The following is a 16,309-nucleotide window of genomic DNA, read 5'->3' on the forward strand; positions in this document are numbered from 1 at the left end:
TCTTTATACTGCGGGTTTTATTATTTCCCGGGCCTGGGGTACGCCTCTTAGCAAGGAAGAGCCGCTTTTGGAGTCATAGACCAGGCATGCTTCGGGGGGTACCTTTATGTCAATTTTTTCGCCAACCTTAAAAATGCGCTCATCTTCCGCAGGCAGATCCACCAGCATGGTACCGCCTTGAAAAAGGCCCACATTGCATCTTACAATATTCCCCATGAAATTATTCATTTGCACCGTACCTTGAAGCATGGTCATGTCCCGGTCCCCGGATATATCCCCGGCGAGGCCGACGCTTTCCGCCCGAATCATGACCGTTACGGGCATGCCCGGCTGTACAGAATATGTCAAGCCGGGAAGCAGCAGTGTAAAGCGTCCGAACTGCCCAACGGGCGGGCTAACCGAGAGCAATGGGCCGTCAAAACGGGATGCGGTTCCAATAAATTCTGCTGTAAACAAATTGGCCGGATTCCTGTAAAGGTTTTGAGGCGTGGCCATTTCCACTATTTCGCCGTTTTTCATCACCGCGATCCGGTCCGACATGGCCAGGGCCTCGGCCTGGTCGTGGGTGACATAGATGGTGGTTATCCCTAGTTCCTGTTGAATTTGCCGGATCTCATTCCTGAGTATTGTGCGCACCGAGGCGTCCAGGGCGCTCAGGGGCTCATCCAAAAGCAGGATCTCCGGTTTCGGGGCCAGAGCCCTGGCCAGAGCCACGCGTTGCTGTTGTCCACCGCTCAACTCATGGGGATAGCGCTTTTCTAAGCTGGCCAGGCCTACCTTTTCAAGCCAGCATCGGGCCTCGTTCCGAGCCTTTTCACGTTCCATGCCCTGAACCTCCAGACCGAAACTGATATTTCCCAAGGCTGTGAGATTAGGGAAAAGAGCGTAGTTTTGAAATACCATGCCCACCTTGCGCTTCTGCGGGGAAATGCATCCGAAATTGCAGTCGTCAAGCCATATCTCTCCCTCACCGGCCCTTTCCAGGCCGGCAATGATCCGAAAAAGGGTGCTTTTGCCGCAGCCGCTGGGTCCCAACAGGCTTACAAGTTCACCCGCACTTACAGTCATTCCTATGCCTTTTAAAGCCTGAAAACTTCCGAACCACTTGCTTATGCCTTTAAGCCTTAACTGTTTCACTCATATCACTCGCTTTCTTTTGCAGTATGAGATCATCTTCTTTTGGAACCTTTTGAATAGGCTGACTCAGATAGCCCGCCACCGAAGTAAATAAAAAGACGATGATGATGGCAATCATAGACATGGCGCTGGTTTGATGCCCGTCTATGTGGAAATATTTGTTCAAAAGAACGGGATAGGTCTCCCAGCCGGCGCCTACAATCAACTGAGCCAGGGCAAAATCATCGAAGGCTGTAGCAAAAGCCATAGCTCCTGCTACGGCTATCCCTCTCTTGAGGGATGGAATCAAAATCCTCGTAAGAAACTGAAATGTGGTGCAGCGCAGCGTACAGGCAGCTTCATACAAAAGCTTGACATTGATGGCCCTGAAGCTGTTTTGCAAAGTCCAGTATACAAATGGAAGCCCAAAAGCTGCCTCCGTACCGATCAATAACACAGGCTGCCCCAGCAATACGGGGAGGAATTCTCCATAAAAGCTTACCGCTCCTATAGCCAGCACCACTCCCGGCAGCGCCACCGGAATGATAGCAAGAGCCTCCAGCCAGTCCCCAAGGCGGTTCTTGCCGATATTTACTGCCAGCAGTGCCAGAAGCACTACTCCTACTTGGATTGTGGCGGCAATTACCGATAGAAAAAGGGACCGGCCCATGGCGGCAGCAAAAGCCGGGTCACTGAAAACTTGAACATATGCATCGATCGTCCAGGATTCGGGCAGAACAGTAGTCGTCCACCGCTGGGCCAGAGAAAAGAACAGCGTCGCGGTAAGCGGCAAAAAAGTATATAGGAGAAAAAAAACGGTAAGCAGCCACATAAACCAATGTCCCCGGCCTTTGTTGCTTGATGGTGCCGCACGTTTCATTCCAACCACCTCGCTGCTTTGCGGTTTGCGGATCTGTATATCAGGACTACGAAAACCATCATAATTAAAAGAATAAAGGATAAAGCATTGGCATCGGCGTGCCGGAACAAGGACTGCTGGATTAAATACCCAATTTGAATAGTAAGTAGATTTACGTTGTTCCCAGATATGGCCTGCGCTGTGGCATAGGTCCCCAGGGCCTGGAGAAATACCAGTGCGGCCGAGGAAAGATAGGCTGGAAGCAGCACCGGTCCTGCCACCCGGAAAGCATATTGCAATCTTCCCGCACCCAGCGTGGATGCGGCTTCCCTCCAATCCTGCCTCAGCGCTCCCGCTGCAGGAAGGAAGATCATGGACATAAAGGGGATCAGGAACGATAGGTATGCCCAGTGAAGCCCCTGTATGGATGACAACTGAAACCCGGGGTAAAGATCGATACCTACTTGTTTAAGCAATATGGTCAGCATGCCGTTGGTGCCCAGGGTGGCCATAATGGCAAAGGCAAGGCTGATACCTCCGTTGTGGGCGGCAAAGTTAAGAATGGCCAGGAACCATCCATGCCTTTTTAACCTGTGGGCCCATACCAGGGCCAGTGCCGCACCCGCAACGGATGCTTCTGCCGTAGTCCACACCGCAAGAAGCAAGCTCTGTTTCAGGGCGGTAAAATAAGTGCTGTTCTGCATCACCCTAACCCATCCGCTAAATCCATCCTGAAAACTGGTGCCGATGACGGCGACCAGAGGAAAAATCAAAAAGAAGGCGCATAGCACAAGATAGGGCACAGTTAAAAGGGGTGGCAATTCAAGCCGCCATCCCTTTTTAGTGCCGCTCATTGGCCGAGCACCTCTTTTGTCCACCGGTCGGCAATAAGCTCAGGGGGAACTTCCGACCACTCCTGGGGCTTGCCCACATTGCCGTAAAAACTATCGGGAAGCATGCGGTCTTTTACGTCTTCCGGAAGCGTCAGGTTTCCCTCTATGGCACGTATGGGACGGGCATATCCTTTTGCGAAAATGATCTGCCCTTCATCCGATGCGACAAAATCCGCAAAAAGCTTGGCAAGATTCGGATGGGGGGCCACTTTGTTGAGTATAAGTGCGCCGGGCGCGTAGATGGAGCCTTCCTTAGGGAATACGATCTCCAGATTTACCTCATTTTTTAATTTCTCTTTGTAGCCCTGGGCAAGAAAATCATATAAGATGGCGATGGGCACTTCACCCTTTTGGATATTGGCTATACTGCCACTGACATCTTTGATATTGCCCTGTTTTTTGAGTTGGGCAAAATATTTCATGGCCGGATCAAGGTTCTTAATATCTCCTCCCAATGCATAAGCGGCTGCTAACACGGCGTTAACTCCGCTTCCCGAGGAACGGGGATCCGACATGACCACCATATTCTGATATTCCGGTTTTAAAAGATCAGCCCAGGACTGGGGTATATCCTTCACGATATCCTTGTTTACCAGAAAAACGGGCACGCCCACATAAAGGCCGAACCAGTTGCCATCAGGGTCTTTAGCCCAATCCGGAATCTTGTCCCAGTTGGCATTTTTATATGCCATGGTCACTCCCTCTTGCACCGCCACAGGTCCCCAAACCATGCCTATTTCTGCCGAATCAGCCTGGGGATTGTTTCTTTCCGCTTTGAATTTGGTAATTTCCTCGGCGCTGCTCATATCGGTATCCTGCCGGGTTATGCCGTATTCGGCATTAAACACCTGGAACATTTCTTGCCAGTTGGCCCAGTCATCGGGCTGTCCGTATGTAACATACCTGCCCTCGGCTTTTGCCTCGCTTTCGTTCGGAGGCGTATTCGGGTCAACGGCTCCTTTACTATTGGAGCATCCGGTAAATAGCATCGCAGCGCTCAACATCAGCAAAATGATCGCCTTCAGATTTTGTTTCATTTCTCTTCACTCCTTATTTTTAATATTGAATTCTTGACGACAAAGAACCTTACCAATACCCCTCCTTTGTCTAGGTTTTCATCCTAAATATATCGTCTCCGTGTTAAACCCCCATTAATAGCACGTTACTTTTGTTTTCTTTGTTTTAATAATATGTGTTTATGGTTTTTAGGGCAAAATGCACTCAATATGAACATATTCAGGATATTCTCTGGCGGTAGCTGAACAAAATTCTTTGCCTCTCAGTGAAGAAACAAAAAAACACCCCAAAACGGGGTGAAGGTATCAGTCTTGTAAAAGCTCCATAACTATTGAATACAAATCTGAGAAAAATAGTAAGATGTATTTTCCCATCGTAACCTCTCCAAGTTAGAGCCATCATATGATAATATGATCCAGCACAGGCTTTCAGGGTTTGCTCAATTAGTTCGTTGTTATCAATGATATCGAGCGTTCCTATTCTTGCTTAAACTGCAAAGCGATAGTAACCAGTATTTCTTTTTTATTTATCTTGGGGTTATTTAGTACCCTGTTTAATAACATGTCTAAAACTTTTCCCATTTCCGGACCAGGCTCAAATCCTAATTTTATGAGATCAGTTCCGCCAATTGCCAAATCTCGGATGGCAAGAGGCTCGTTCTTATCACATATTCTACCGATTTCCTTTTTGAGGGCCTCCAATATCTTAAAATTGTGGGGAGGCGCTGAAGCGGCTTCATCAGCAATTTGCAGGTCAATTAATTGAAAAATATTTTCCCTCCCGACTCGATTAATCAGCCTCTTAATTGTGCTGTGCCGAAGAACTTGAAGCTTGCTCATGTGTTCACAAACTAAGGTTCCGACTATATCGATGGTTTTGTTGTCAAATTTAAGGCGCGTTAATATTTCTTTACTTAATTCTTGACCTCTCAGGTTGTGCAAGTAAAAATGTCCCACACCCTTCTCGTCCAGAGAAAATGTTTGGGGCTTGGCAATGTCATGAAGAAGTGCAGACAGCCTGAGAGTCAAATCATTGGGTGTATGGTCTATCACTGCCAAAGTATGATCAAAAACATCTTTATCATGATGTACATTCTTTTGATCAAAATGATGGCATGCTTCCAGCTCAGGCAAAACAAATTTCAGCAATCCTGTATGATGAAGGATTCTCAAGCCTTTTGCCGGCTGGTTGCTGATAAGAATTTTTACTAATTCATCTCTGATTCTTTCCTGTGCCACCCCTTGAATCATGCCCGCATTACCGGAGATGGAAGCATAAGTAGCGTCTTCAATCTCAAAACCTAATTGACAGTGAAACCGGATCGCTCTTATCATCCGAAGAGCATCTTCGTTAAATCTGTCCTGCGGATCCTCAATTGCCTTAATTCTTCGTTCTGCCAAGTCTTTTAAACCTTCAACCAAGTCTGTTATTTTATCTCCATCAAAGAGAAGTCCATTGATCGTAAAATCTCTCGCTTTCACATCCTCCTCAGGAGACTTGCTGAAAGAATCGATTTTTATTCTTTTCCCATTTTCGGTCGCCCTACTTTTTCGGAAGGTAGTAACTTCAACTGAAAATGCCCCGTTGAGAACGGTAACCGTACCGAATTTCAACCCAGTATCAATTACTTTTTTAAAGATATCTTTCACTTGTTCCGGTGTGGCATCTGTGCAAATGTCATAATCCTTGGGATTCTTTCCTAATAACAAGTCCCGTACAGCCCCACCGACAATAAAACTTTTATATCCTTGATCACGCAGCTGTTCCAGTATTTCTATTACTTCTATAGGAATTCTGTTTTTTTCTATCATCATTTCTGCCTCTGTCTAAAATTCATGCCAAATTTGTTTCAAAACAGTCCGAAACACATCATTGAACATTGTCTCATCCGGCAATTGGGGCTGCTCTACTTTGGAAGCCAGTACACCAATCCACTGTATTCCTTCTTCAAGGAAATCATTAATTACCTGGATCTTCGGTTCACAATCAAGCTCCTCACCCGATTTTTTTCTTTCCAATAGTCCCAATACCTCTTTTAGGACAACCTTATTCTCAACGATGGTCAATAATTTTTCAAATTCCGTCGGCGGCATTCTATGATAATTCTCAATCCATAGGCATGCTAAAATTGGTCTTAACACATAAAAGTACTTTTTAGCCCTAACCAGATCCCCTTGCAGGTACTCCCTAAAATTACCCTTTGCCATACTAAGATAATGGTGCAAGGTTGCTTTCACGGAAAAAACATTTACCGCCAGGTTTCTTATTTGGTCCATCACAGAAGGATCTTCATAGTAAATAATGGGTGATTGTAACCACTCCAAGAAAGGGGGATTTGATTTTCGTAACAAATTTAGTGCCTTTCTTAAATCCCAGCCATTTATATCTAATAAGTCACTGATGGGAAGTTCAATAACATCCCGTTGTTCCGATATCGATAAATAGCTGTCAATCGTCCTAACATAAATAAATCTGACGTCATAGTCACTGTCTTGAGAAGGAAAGCCCCAAGCACGGCTGCCAGATTCACAAGCAAAAATAATTTTAACGTTCCTTTGCTCCTCAATATTTTTCAATTGTTGTACTATTTTCTGCACCATAAAAAGTCTCCTAATCCCTGGAATATAACCTGGCTAATTTATACCCTTCCCATGACTTTCGGCTTTTCTTAGTCGACAATTTGCACCAGTACGGTCGGGTCTTTTATTTTGTTGTCCTCGGAAAGCAAAATAATTTTTGATAGGATCTCAGCAGTTTTCGGGTCGTCATCAACAAAAGGAAGAAAAATCCGGCCTCTATGCTGTGCATGGATAGGAAGGATGTTTAAATCCCCCCCTGCCATTTTATGCGCCACACCGCTTCCCAGGTGGACGGTGTATTGGCCCAGTGTCCCGTTGATAAAGGCATGAGAACCCTTCATCTCCACATTGGTTATTTTAAGCAGGCGCAGCATCTCAGCAATGATCGCGGTTCTCATTTCCATGGTTGACAGACTTGCTTCCGGATCAACCCCGCCCACATGGGCTACGCTGACCACTAAATCAATATCCCGCATGATCTCGGAAAAGATAATCTTAGACACATTCGTAAAAGGCACAGGCGTTCCTGTTTTTCTATCTAAAAAATCGACCCCCTCAATCGTCGGTGCTTCCACATCCGCAGGAGAGAACCAATCTGCCATCGCATAAATTTCCGCGATGATGTTTTCCTTATAATATACTTTTTGTAATCCTTGTTCATAGCTTGCCGTCCAGCCCCTACCCTTCAGCAGCACCGCCGCTTTATTAGGCTGAATCTGGTGTCCGTCATACCTGCGGGATACTGTGCGGGCCTCAAGCTCATCCGCATTTGGTCTGTAAAATTCCCTGAACACCTGTTTGAACGGTTGAATGATCTTGCGGTCATAAATATCCTTCTGAAATGCCGCCCATTCTCCACTTTCGTACAGGTGGACCGGGTGAGCAAGCTGGCATTTATCCTCCGGCAGCAGATCAAATTTTCTGTTTTGGATGCCGGCAAGTCCATTGTCCCTGTAATAACCCAGCCTGTTATCACTCTTGAATATCAGGTTCTGGATAAGAGGATTTATGACCGGATTTTGCGAGAGATTTTTAAGCTCGTCTGCTGTAAACCTGTCCTCTAATTCCATGGCCTTTTCCAGTGCCATACGGGCCCGTGCGTATTGATTTTCGAGAGATTTTTGGGCCCCTTTTATTTCTTTGACATACTCATGTTCTTTTAATTTCGCCGGAATATCCTTCAGTGCTTTTCCCTCTTTGCTTGCAACAAGCGATGCTCTGCCCAATTTATCAATAGCAATATGGATTTCCGTATCCCCTACCAGTACGGGTATTAAGTAGGGTTCAATCGAACGTATTTTTTCCGTCTCCATATACCATGTGAACCGGGTCACATCCGAAAAACCGGCATTTCTCGCCAAATTCTCAAGAGAGATGGAACCCGCTTTTCCCTCACTTTCCCGCCGTTGTGCCCCGAACTGCTTGCTCTCTTTCAGGAAAATGTGCAGGAATTCATATCTGTGCAACAGATCATTTTTATCGCTGTTCAGGGGGATCAGTCCATAACAGAGGACATAATCTTTATGGCGTTTTTCCCTGATCATTTTTTCTGCTTGGTCAAGATCGATTTTCCCCAACACGGCATCCGCAAAAAGCTGGGCCCGTTTATGTAGTCCTCCCCCGGCAATATATTTTGCACTGTCATAAACAACCTTAAAGCGCTTTTCACCAAGCATGGAGTATGCCTCGTTAAACCAGTTTATATCAAAGGCGCCATTTTTAAAATCCTGTGGGGAAACAGGGGAAAACCGAGCCACAATCGTTTCTTTCTCATGAGAAAAGGTTTCGTTGACATGAGCATGGAAATACCAGCAGGCAGATTTTAGTCCCGGCCAGTTCAAATATTCTTCCACAATATCAATCCATTGAGGTGAGTACATCGCCGCATCAATCAGCTGCTTTTCCGTAACCTGAAGACGCTGCAAAAAATCACCCAACGTGTTTTCATCCTCACCATCAGCCGGATAGCAGGATTTCAGCAGGTGGCTGAAAATCTGCCTTTTCGTGCTGTCATTGCCTACGAAATTATAGCCCCGCACATAAGTATCCTTTTCAGCCCCCACCAGAATATCCACAAAGAACCTGGTGCCATAGCATTTATAGATTCTGGATGCTAAATCACTGACCTCCGTTGTCATATCTCCCCGCTTCAGCTCGATAGTGACAATCCGGTCCACTGCCTTACGGCACACTTCATTTAGCTTCTCACAGGAGGAAACATATTTATGATCATAAAGTTCAGCATCTGTAAGACTCCGTAAATTCTGCGCACTTTTCGGTCTTCCGCACAGCTCGGCATACAGTTCATTTTCGTCCACCATCCCCATGCCGAATGCCCTTTCAAAATCGGCCAACTGCAGACAACCGTGGGATTTAAATTCTGCTGCTTTATAAAAAGCATACCCGATCAGGAAGAATTCTTTAAAGCTTTCGTCATGATAAAGATAGGTGCGCATTTTGCGATGCCAGAATGAGATTTCATCCGCATCAACAAAGCAGGTGAAACAGCCGCCGGAATAATAAACAACGCGCTGATCTCTTTTCTCATAGTCTTCCGCAAAGCGATTGGACGGAATCTTATGATAGATGTAGCACGACATATCTCGGCATAATGAAAAGACCTCTGATTTGGGGCATTCATTCAGCAAAGCTTCAAAAATACTATGCATATGTGCGGCATAAGGCAGGTCCTTTAAAATATTTTTAAATTCTTTGTGTTTTACGGGGAACAATCCCGAAATCAGGGTATCATACCATCCCTGTTTCTCTGAGAAAGGAGAGGCCCCTTTAAAACTGTAGTAAAATAATATTTCAAGCAGTTTTTTTGCCGTCAGATGATATTCCTTGGCAGCCTCCCGCCATACCTCCGGTAACGGATAATCGTCAAGGGTTGGTGCTTGCTCCCTGTGGAAACGGCTTGTAATGGTCCTGATATTGTATTCACCACCTAAAACCACTTTTCGATAGGCCCCATTCCAGTCTTCCGCCTCGTATTCATAAGCCTTGTATTGATCAATCAGGTTGCTGAATGACATCAGGATCATTTTAATTTCATTGATGTTGGAAGTAAAAATATCTTTAGGGGAAAAGCTCTTCGGCAAAGGTACTTCCGGCAGGGAAACCGCCTGCTTGGGATTGTACAAGCCTAAACCGTTTTTGAGGGTAAAAACAGGACCCTCTGTGTTCGCTATTTTTTCCGCCAGCACCCGTGTTTTTTGGGAAGTATCAGAAAGGGCAGCCACCATCTGCCGGCACTCCGGTAAAATGTGCTCAAATCTCGGGTTGTTTTCCATGGCGGAGATCATATCAAGGGCCGCCAGGTGCTTATTCTCATTTTTATCATCAGCTAAACGTTCCACACTTCTTAACACCGCTTCCGGAGGTTGACATAGCAGCACGGAAATGGCATTTTTTCTTAGATCGCCGGCTTTATACTTCAGGATATCTTCGATAATTTTGTAATCATCCGGGGAAAGCCTGAGCTTTTTCACCATTTCCCATGCTACAGCCCGTACATAAGAGCTTTTGTCTCCCAAAAGCTCAATAATCGCTGTCTTTTGTTTATTTGTTTGGGGCTTCATCAAAAGCCTATTAACAAACTCTCTGCGCGTATCGGCACTCATTTTGTCCCGGTAATCCAGCATTAAATCCACCATATTGTCCGGTGCATTACCGGTTATGGCCAGCAGCATTTTCACGATGATATCATTGCAGGTCACAGATATCTGCCACCAGGGAAAAACGCTTTCTTTAAAAACAATTTCCTTTCTCGGCATCTGATCAAGCATATTTTTCAGCTTATAAAATAGCTCTTCCGAACTGCATCTGCTCTCAGTCCTCTTGTATTTAGCCAGCACATCCCCAAATTCCGGTCTGAGGGAAATATAATTTACATCGGAAAAAAGGTTGCGCAGTGCCCAGCATTTCACCTCATCCTCCGGGTCATCCAGGAGGGGCAAGGCAAGTTGGTGCTGATACCAGGGGAATTGGGTCTGGCTTAGGAAGCTGAGGGCTGTCATTCGTTTATATTTTTCAGGAGCCGATAAAAGAGTCTTTATCTTGCTCTCCGTCATCATCACATCGTCAAAGGCCACAGACCAGAGCCCCATAAAGATCAGCATGGCATCACTGCTTTTCAAGCATTCATCCTCATAACCGCTTTCCGTAAGGCACTTGTAACCAGTATCCAGGCATTTCTTGATCACAGCAGGTTTCTGGGCAGATATGGCAAGTCCGGTCCAAACATCCAAGGCCCGGACAACGGATGAAAAGCGGATCAGATCATGATCAAGGATTACCCTTAGAATATACAAAAAACCGTCCCTTGACCCTTCGTCCATGCATTCCACAATCGTCTGGCGCAGCCCTTCCTGCAGCCTGGCCGCCAGCAGAAGGTCGCCTACCCACTTATGGGCTTCATTGCTGTGGCTCATAAGGAGCCCTTTGATAATTTCACGGGTGATCAGTCCTGTATTGTTATCTCCATAAACAATATCATGAATCCGATGCATTACAGCTTCATTGCCCTCATCTATTTCTAAGGCAAAAAGATCAGGAATAACCGGGTTGTGTGCAAAAGCATTCTCTTTTTCTGTAAAGTATCTTTCGTAAGAAAAACTATTTGCTGCCAAATCAATCATGGCATCCAGCTTTGATACGGCAGAAGAAAGATATAGCACATCATAGGATTTGGCGCGGAAGGAACGTCTTTCCATTCCCGATGCGTAAGTATAATCTGAGCTTTTATCCCATATTTTTTTGAACCTTTCCGCCCATTCCTTGCCCAAAAGCGTTACTAAAACTTTATATTCGGAACCGGAAAAAATATCGGCCATTTTCTGCTTATCTTCTGTCCACAAAGCATAATAAAGCTCATTTTGCTTTCTGATAAAATTGACATAGTCATATGAATCATTTCTAAAAAAGGATAATGCGGCATTTAAAATATCTCTATTTCTTCCCAATGCTAAGACAGGTTTTAAAGCAATTTTTGAAAGATACTTCTGTTTCGCTTCGTTGTTTGAATGGTAATACATTTTGTAATCACCTCACCACATTCTGCCTGCAAGCATTGTAAAACGAATAAAGGTCAGCACATCGCCTTCTTTTAAGGCAAGCGGTTCATCAAGAGAGGGCGCTTCGTTTTCACCGATAAATACCCTAAAGATACCGTCCTCAAAGGCAAGGATTGCCGTTTCTACTGCTTTTTTAACATCAGCCTGATTAGGATTTCGCCGCTCACCAAAACCGACTTTTCCGGTTTTAAGCTGATTCTCTATATCCGCAGGAGAAAGGTATTGGATAATCAAAGGCTCTGCTGTCTTGCCATTGTATTCAGCCACATTTATCCGCACAATTTCCGTAATAAGCTCCCTTAAAGTTGACGGAATATCCCTAAGAAACAGCTCTTTTTTTGTGATATATTCTTTACGTTTGCCTGCCTGCTTTACAGAAACATACACTTTCATAATGCCACCTCAAAAAAGATTAATCTGTTTTAGATATATGTCAGCAAAAAGGGAATAGGTAAGTTTGTTTGTTCAGCTAATTGTGCGGCTTATATCGTTAGTCGATAGCTGCAAAATAGAGTAAGTCATGTTTCCTACTCCTGCACAAGCAAAACCTCAAAGTATGATCTTACAAATATACAAAACCGTCCAGTAAACAAATACCCAACATGACCCCAATAAAAATCGTCAGTATTACAGTTATTGATTTCAGAAAAACACTCATAATACCTCATTTCTCGGTTTACCTATATAAAAATAACGTGCAATTACAAGCATGTACCTGAAAGCCACATTATAGCCATTATGTCAGAGCGACACAATAAGTTCATGTTTCCCATTGTTAAATAATTAGCCTATAATTATTTTGTATAGTTTAAACATAATGGGCAATCGCTAGACTTACCATTATCCTAACCCTTATCTTACACTTCACGGCGAACTTGAGTCGCCAAATAAAAGCTTTGCCTGCAACATTAAACGCTATACCCCTATATACACTTTGATTTTATCCTTCCTTTTTCGGTATCCATTCGACAGGAATTAACTTATCGTTACCTCTCCATCTCGCAACAAGCGTGATATCATCAAATTCCCCCCAAATATCTTCATCCGCGTGTTCCATTATGATAATTTGAAGCTCTGATTTTGCTTCCTTTATATATGAAGATAAAGCTGCGAATATTTTCTTTACTGCAATTTTATCTTCATCCTGTATTAATATTGCATCTTCTTCTGCTGTACTGCCTTCCGGAATGCTCTTTTGAGGAAAATACACTTGGCTGGGTTGGTCAAACACGAGAATATTAGGGATGGAAATGCTCTTTCTTTCTTGGAAGAATTTTTGGAATGCCAAACTGATGGCAATATGATAGGACAACCAATTAGATGCACTACCAATTTCCCAAAGATAATTTTCACGTCCGTCTGCTGTCATTACCTTAATGGTCAAATTAGCTTTATCAAATTCAATAGGGTCATTAGGGTTCTCGATGTCCAATTGCTTGATTATTGAGCTTGCTTCTTGTTGAATGAATGATAGTGCAGATTTTTCTTTTGCCACACGTGCACTATCACTCAAGGATTTATTTAGCTCGATAATCCTGTCGTTTAGTTTAGAAAGTTTTTCTTCCAAATCCCCATCTGTTCCAATGCGTTCATATGTTTGGATAGCAAATTCCATTCTTCCAAGAAAACGAGAAACACTTGCTAATGTGTATTTTTCATTTGCACTCTGTTGAGATTTTGCGCTTTCTTCACTTATACGTTTGCGAATGCTTGTGAGTTTTTCTGTCAGCTTATCTATATCAGCCTTTACGATATTGAATTCACGGTCAAAGGAAATAGATATGCCCTGAACTATTCCGGCTTGCTTTTCGATTTCTGACATGGCATTACAAAGTTCATCTAATGCTTTGTTAGGTTCATTATGCATTTCCCCACAAACAGGGCAGATCATATCATCTGATAACGAACGTAACCATGACGAAATATCTAATCGATTCCGCTGAATTTGAAGCGATTCATCATAACGCCGTTTAGAATCGTCAAGTTCTTTCATCGCTTCATACCGTTTCCGAGCTGCAGATAATTCTATTGATAACTTCCGCTCTTCATCTCGAAGGGTTAAGATTTCTTCAGTAGTATCAGTCACATTACTTGCGATGAGGGTAGAATCATTTTCATTTTTGCTGACGATTCTTTTTAGCTCATCAACCTGCAAGCTAAAATCCATAGTAGTATCTGGATTTAAATCGGTCAACCCCAATTCTCTTGAAACGGAGAGCCAAGTGAGAACCTCCTGTTTCCAACCTTCCGAAACATTCTTAATATTATCCATATCACGAGCGAGTTTATCGCGCTCTTTCGTCAACCTATCACGTTCTTGCATGGTCGCTAACGTCTCTGCGGTTACTGCACCTAAAACATATGGAAATATATTAACGAGCTTGCTCTTGTGCTCCATTTTCTCAATGTTATAGAACAAAACTCTATTATTCGCAATTACATTTTGAGGTTGGAAAATAAACGCCATCAAATCCCTATAGGATGGACGTGCAGAAAAATTATTTGGAGAAGTTGGGTCTGTATCAATAAAAGATAATGAGAACAACTCATTCAAGATGTTTTTAACTTGTCCGACCGTGATATTTCCGTCTTCAATTTGGTTTGGTATTTCTAAATCAGTACCCCTTGATAAATACATTTCTCCTGAACTTTTTTGCTGTCCCGGCTCTTTTCTGCATATTAACATTTGCTCATTTTCTAAATCAAACAGAACACCAAACCATGAACATGTATCTCTAATTATACCAACAGGTATGGTGCATTCGCCTGATCCGAGGCAGTAATCTATGATGGGTATAATTGCCGACTTCCCTGTTCGTGAGGCTCCTGTGATGATGTTCACACCATTTGAAGAAAACTCGACCTGTCTATATCCAAACTCTTTTTGCTTAGGCCACAATAGCAAAGAATTAATGGAAAACTTCATAATCAAAACCTCACTTTCAGCAACGTACTAATTTCATGTAAACTAAGAGATGAGCACCATACTCCTAATTTTTCAGCCAGCTTCAACAAACTCTCAGATGATTTTGGCATTTTGTGTGTCTTAACTTGAATAGGCATTACCAATGCCGTCCTGGAGGAGAGACTAATTAGCTTTGCGCGAACGGCGATCTTTATGGCTGATAAAGTCGTATCCCTGTACTGTTCAGCAGAATTCTGGAGACTGCAAACTAAATCCGCCCTTTTGCCTGCAAAGAGTTTTTCGGATACTTTTTGCAATCCCGATGATTTATTTGTGGAGCCAATTACATCTCGTAAATCTTCTCGAAAAATGATTGGGAGAACAAGAAAGAGTAGCGGCAAAGGAACCTGCCGACTTTCATTATCAGCATCATAGTAGCCGCAGACAAAACGCCATAGAATGGCTGCCCCAATAGCGGGATTTTGGACAAGGTATATTTCTCTGTTTAGTTCATCCATTTTGCAAATCCCCCTTAAGAAGCTCTTTATAGTTTGGGTGCCAACCTATCTCAGGATCTTCACAGGGGTTATTAGCCAAGGTTTGTAAAGTTCCGCTTCCGAAGAAAGATGGGAGTGCACTATCTATTTGAGGCGCGACCTCGCCCATTTGTGCGTAAAGCTGTTGCCCTTTCATCACATCTGTGCAGGCGGGTAAAAGCAATACTTGCTTACGTTTGCTCTTCCAGATCCGACAGATCTTGTCGTTATAGTCCTTTGAACTTTGAGGGGCGAATAACCCTTTTTCAGCTCTGATTGTTGTCTCTGCTTTTGTCTGCAAATAATCGCTTGCAGCGTCTAATTTATCATCAAAGTCCATCTGAATCAGATCGAGCTGCCGTATGTAAACATCCTGACTCTCGACTTCTGTACGAGCTTCATCAGGGGTGATTTCTCTTGAGAGTGCAGGAATTGCGTTTTGTTGATTATACATACGACATTGAGCAACTAAGGCCTTGCGATAGTCTATGCTTGTGATAACAGCAGGCAGTCCCTGCTTAATGTAATTATTTACCTCTTCAGTTACCCAACCAAGCATAAAGACCAATAGATTATCAGCAAATTCGGGGGGTATAGACTGGCCACTAAACTTCTTTATCAATTTCTCGTCATAATCATTTTCATGAATGTCGAGCTCAACTCTTGAGATTATTTGAGCCACCAAATCTTTGTTGGCCGGTGAAAATAATACCTCAAGGTATGACCCATAAGAATCAGGGACTTCACTCTTTAAAATATCATCTTTGCCCCATATGTTTAGTTTGGCGGCTTCCAATGCCTTCAGGGCATCTTCTTTTTTTGAAGCTTTATGAAATTTGTCGGCAATATCACCGACTCCAAGCTTATGATTTGATACAACAACCATGCGAAATATTGTTTTATCCACTATAAGACTACCGTTATTCACATAGTTAAACCAATTGTATAACGTCTTCCAGAACACAGCAGAGCGATCAGTAGCAGGGTTTCCATCCGATGTTACACTTTTGAGTTGTTCTGCAATAACAGACCCGTCAGGAGTCTCAACGGCAACATCATCAAGTTTTTCAACGCTAACGATTATATCATCAAGAGAGATTAACTCAAAAAGCATGTGTCGCACTTGAAGCATATAGCCTTGCATTTGTCCCACAGCATGTGTATTACTGCTCATAGATTTACCCTCCCTACAGCCAAACTCTGTTATAGCTATCTGCTACCTAATCATGTCTGGAGTTTTTCCAAAATCAAACGGCACTGGCCATGAAAAGTTGGCAGCTGATTTATCTGGATCTATCGATATATTTATCGATTAATGTGAAAAACATC

At 43.5% G+C, this 16,309-nt stretch carries 11 protein-coding genes; all 11 read right to left on the reverse strand.

Going from position 1 to position 16,309, the window contains the following annotated elements; all coding sequences use genetic code 11:
- Nucleotides 1-3: 3 nt before the first annotated feature.
- Entirely contained in the window at nucleotides 4-1,137 is a 1,134-nt protein-coding gene (locus DCMF_RS12145) for an ABC transporter ATP-binding protein (protein WP_148134676.1), read from the reverse strand.
- Nucleotides 1,118-1,996 carry an ABC transporter permease gene (locus DCMF_RS12150; protein WP_148134677.1) on the reverse strand — a complete coding sequence of 293 codons (879 nt, stop codon included), beginning with the start codon at nucleotides 1,994-1,996 and terminating at the stop codon, nucleotides 1,118-1,120. Before DCMF_RS12150 ends, DCMF_RS12145 begins: the two co-directional genes overlap by 20 nt.
- Nucleotides 1,993-2,829, reverse strand: coding sequence for an ABC transporter permease (locus DCMF_RS12155; RefSeq protein ID WP_148134678.1), 837 nt, complete (start codon nucleotides 2,827-2,829; stop codon nucleotides 1,993-1,995). Before DCMF_RS12155 ends, DCMF_RS12150 begins: the two co-directional genes overlap by 4 nt.
- On the reverse strand, nucleotides 2,826-3,905 hold the full coding sequence (locus DCMF_RS12160; protein ID WP_148134679.1) for an extracellular solute-binding protein: 1,080 nt from the start codon (nucleotides 3,903-3,905) through the stop codon (nucleotides 2,826-2,828). Before DCMF_RS12160 ends, DCMF_RS12155 begins: the two co-directional genes overlap by 4 nt.
- 456 nt (nucleotides 3,906-4,361) lie before the next feature.
- Nucleotides 4,362-5,699, reverse strand: a complete 1,338-nt coding sequence (locus DCMF_RS12165) for a CCA tRNA nucleotidyltransferase (RefSeq protein ID WP_148134680.1) — start codon at nucleotides 5,697-5,699, stop codon at nucleotides 4,362-4,364.
- 12 nt (nucleotides 5,700-5,711) lie between these two features.
- Nucleotides 5,712-6,485 (reverse strand): nucleotidyltransferase domain-containing protein, encoded by a 774-nt coding sequence (locus tag DCMF_RS12170; protein ID WP_148134681.1) that lies wholly within the window; start codon nucleotides 6,483-6,485, stop codon nucleotides 5,712-5,714.
- A 68-nt stretch (nucleotides 6,486-6,553) separates the two neighbouring features.
- Entirely contained in the window at nucleotides 6,554-11,500 is a 4,947-nt protein-coding gene (locus DCMF_RS12175) for a DUF4132 domain-containing protein (RefSeq protein WP_148134682.1), read from the reverse strand.
- 12 nt (nucleotides 11,501-11,512) lie between these two features.
- On the reverse strand, nucleotides 11,513-11,932 hold the full coding sequence (locus DCMF_RS12180) for a hypothetical protein (protein ID WP_148134683.1): 420 nt from the start codon (nucleotides 11,930-11,932) through the stop codon (nucleotides 11,513-11,515).
- Nucleotides 11,933-12,479: 547 nt separating this feature from the next.
- Complete coding sequence (locus DCMF_RS12185) at nucleotides 12,480-14,465, reverse strand: DUF3732 domain-containing protein (protein ID WP_148134684.1); 1,986 nt, start codon at nucleotides 14,463-14,465, stop codon at nucleotides 12,480-12,482.
- Nucleotides 14,466-14,467: 2 nt separating this feature from the next.
- Nucleotides 14,468-14,962: a three component ABC system middle component gene (locus tag DCMF_RS12190; protein WP_148134685.1), complete on the reverse strand. Its 495-nt coding sequence runs from the start codon at nucleotides 14,960-14,962 to the stop codon at nucleotides 14,468-14,470.
- Nucleotides 14,955-16,154, reverse strand: a complete 1,200-nt coding sequence (locus DCMF_RS12195; RefSeq protein WP_148134686.1) for an ABC-three component system protein — start codon at nucleotides 16,152-16,154, stop codon at nucleotides 14,955-14,957. The genes DCMF_RS12190 and DCMF_RS12195 overlap by 8 nt, the downstream gene beginning before the upstream one ends.
- Between the last annotated feature and the right edge of the window lie 155 nt (nucleotides 16,155-16,309).

The sequence above is a fragment of the Candidatus Formimonas warabiya genome (assembly GCF_002777255.1).
Taxonomy (GTDB): Bacteria; Bacillota; Dehalobacteriia; order Dehalobacteriales; family Dehalobacteriaceae; genus Formimonas; species Formimonas warabiya.

What these genes read in the sequence shown, in the direction of transcription:
- DCMF_RS12170 (WP_148134681.1), bottom strand. Translation starts at nt 6,485, where the DNA reads ATGGTGCAGAAAATAGTACAACAATTGAAAAATATTGAGGAGCAAAGG.
- DCMF_RS12150 (WP_148134677.1), bottom strand. Translation starts at nt 1,996, where the DNA reads ATGAAACGTGCGGCACCATCAAGCAACAAAGGCCGGGGACATTGGTTT.
- DCMF_RS12195 (WP_148134686.1), bottom strand. Translation starts at nt 16,154, where the DNA reads ATGAGCAGTAATACACATGCTGTGGGACAAATGCAAGGCTATATGCTT.
- DCMF_RS12165 (WP_148134680.1), bottom strand. Translation starts at nt 5,699, where the DNA reads ATGATGATAGAAAAAAACAGAATTCCTATAGAAGTAATAGAAATACTG.
- DCMF_RS12155 (WP_148134678.1), bottom strand. Translation starts at nt 2,829, where the DNA reads ATGAGCGGCACTAAAAAGGGATGGCGGCTTGAATTGCCACCCCTTTTA.
- DCMF_RS12175 (WP_148134682.1), bottom strand. Translation starts at nt 11,500, where the DNA reads ATGTATTACCATTCAAACAACGAAGCGAAACAGAAGTATCTTTCAAAA.
- DCMF_RS12160 (WP_148134679.1), bottom strand. Translation starts at nt 3,905, where the DNA reads ATGAAACAAAATCTGAAGGCGATCATTTTGCTGATGTTGAGCGCTGCG.
- DCMF_RS12185 (WP_148134684.1), bottom strand. Translation starts at nt 14,465, where the DNA reads ATGAAGTTTTCCATTAATTCTTTGCTATTGTGGCCTAAGCAAAAAGAG.
- DCMF_RS12190 (WP_148134685.1), bottom strand. Translation starts at nt 14,962, where the DNA reads ATGGATGAACTAAACAGAGAAATATACCTTGTCCAAAATCCCGCTATT.
- DCMF_RS12180 (WP_148134683.1), bottom strand. Translation starts at nt 11,932, where the DNA reads ATGAAAGTGTATGTTTCTGTAAAGCAGGCAGGCAAACGTAAAGAATAT.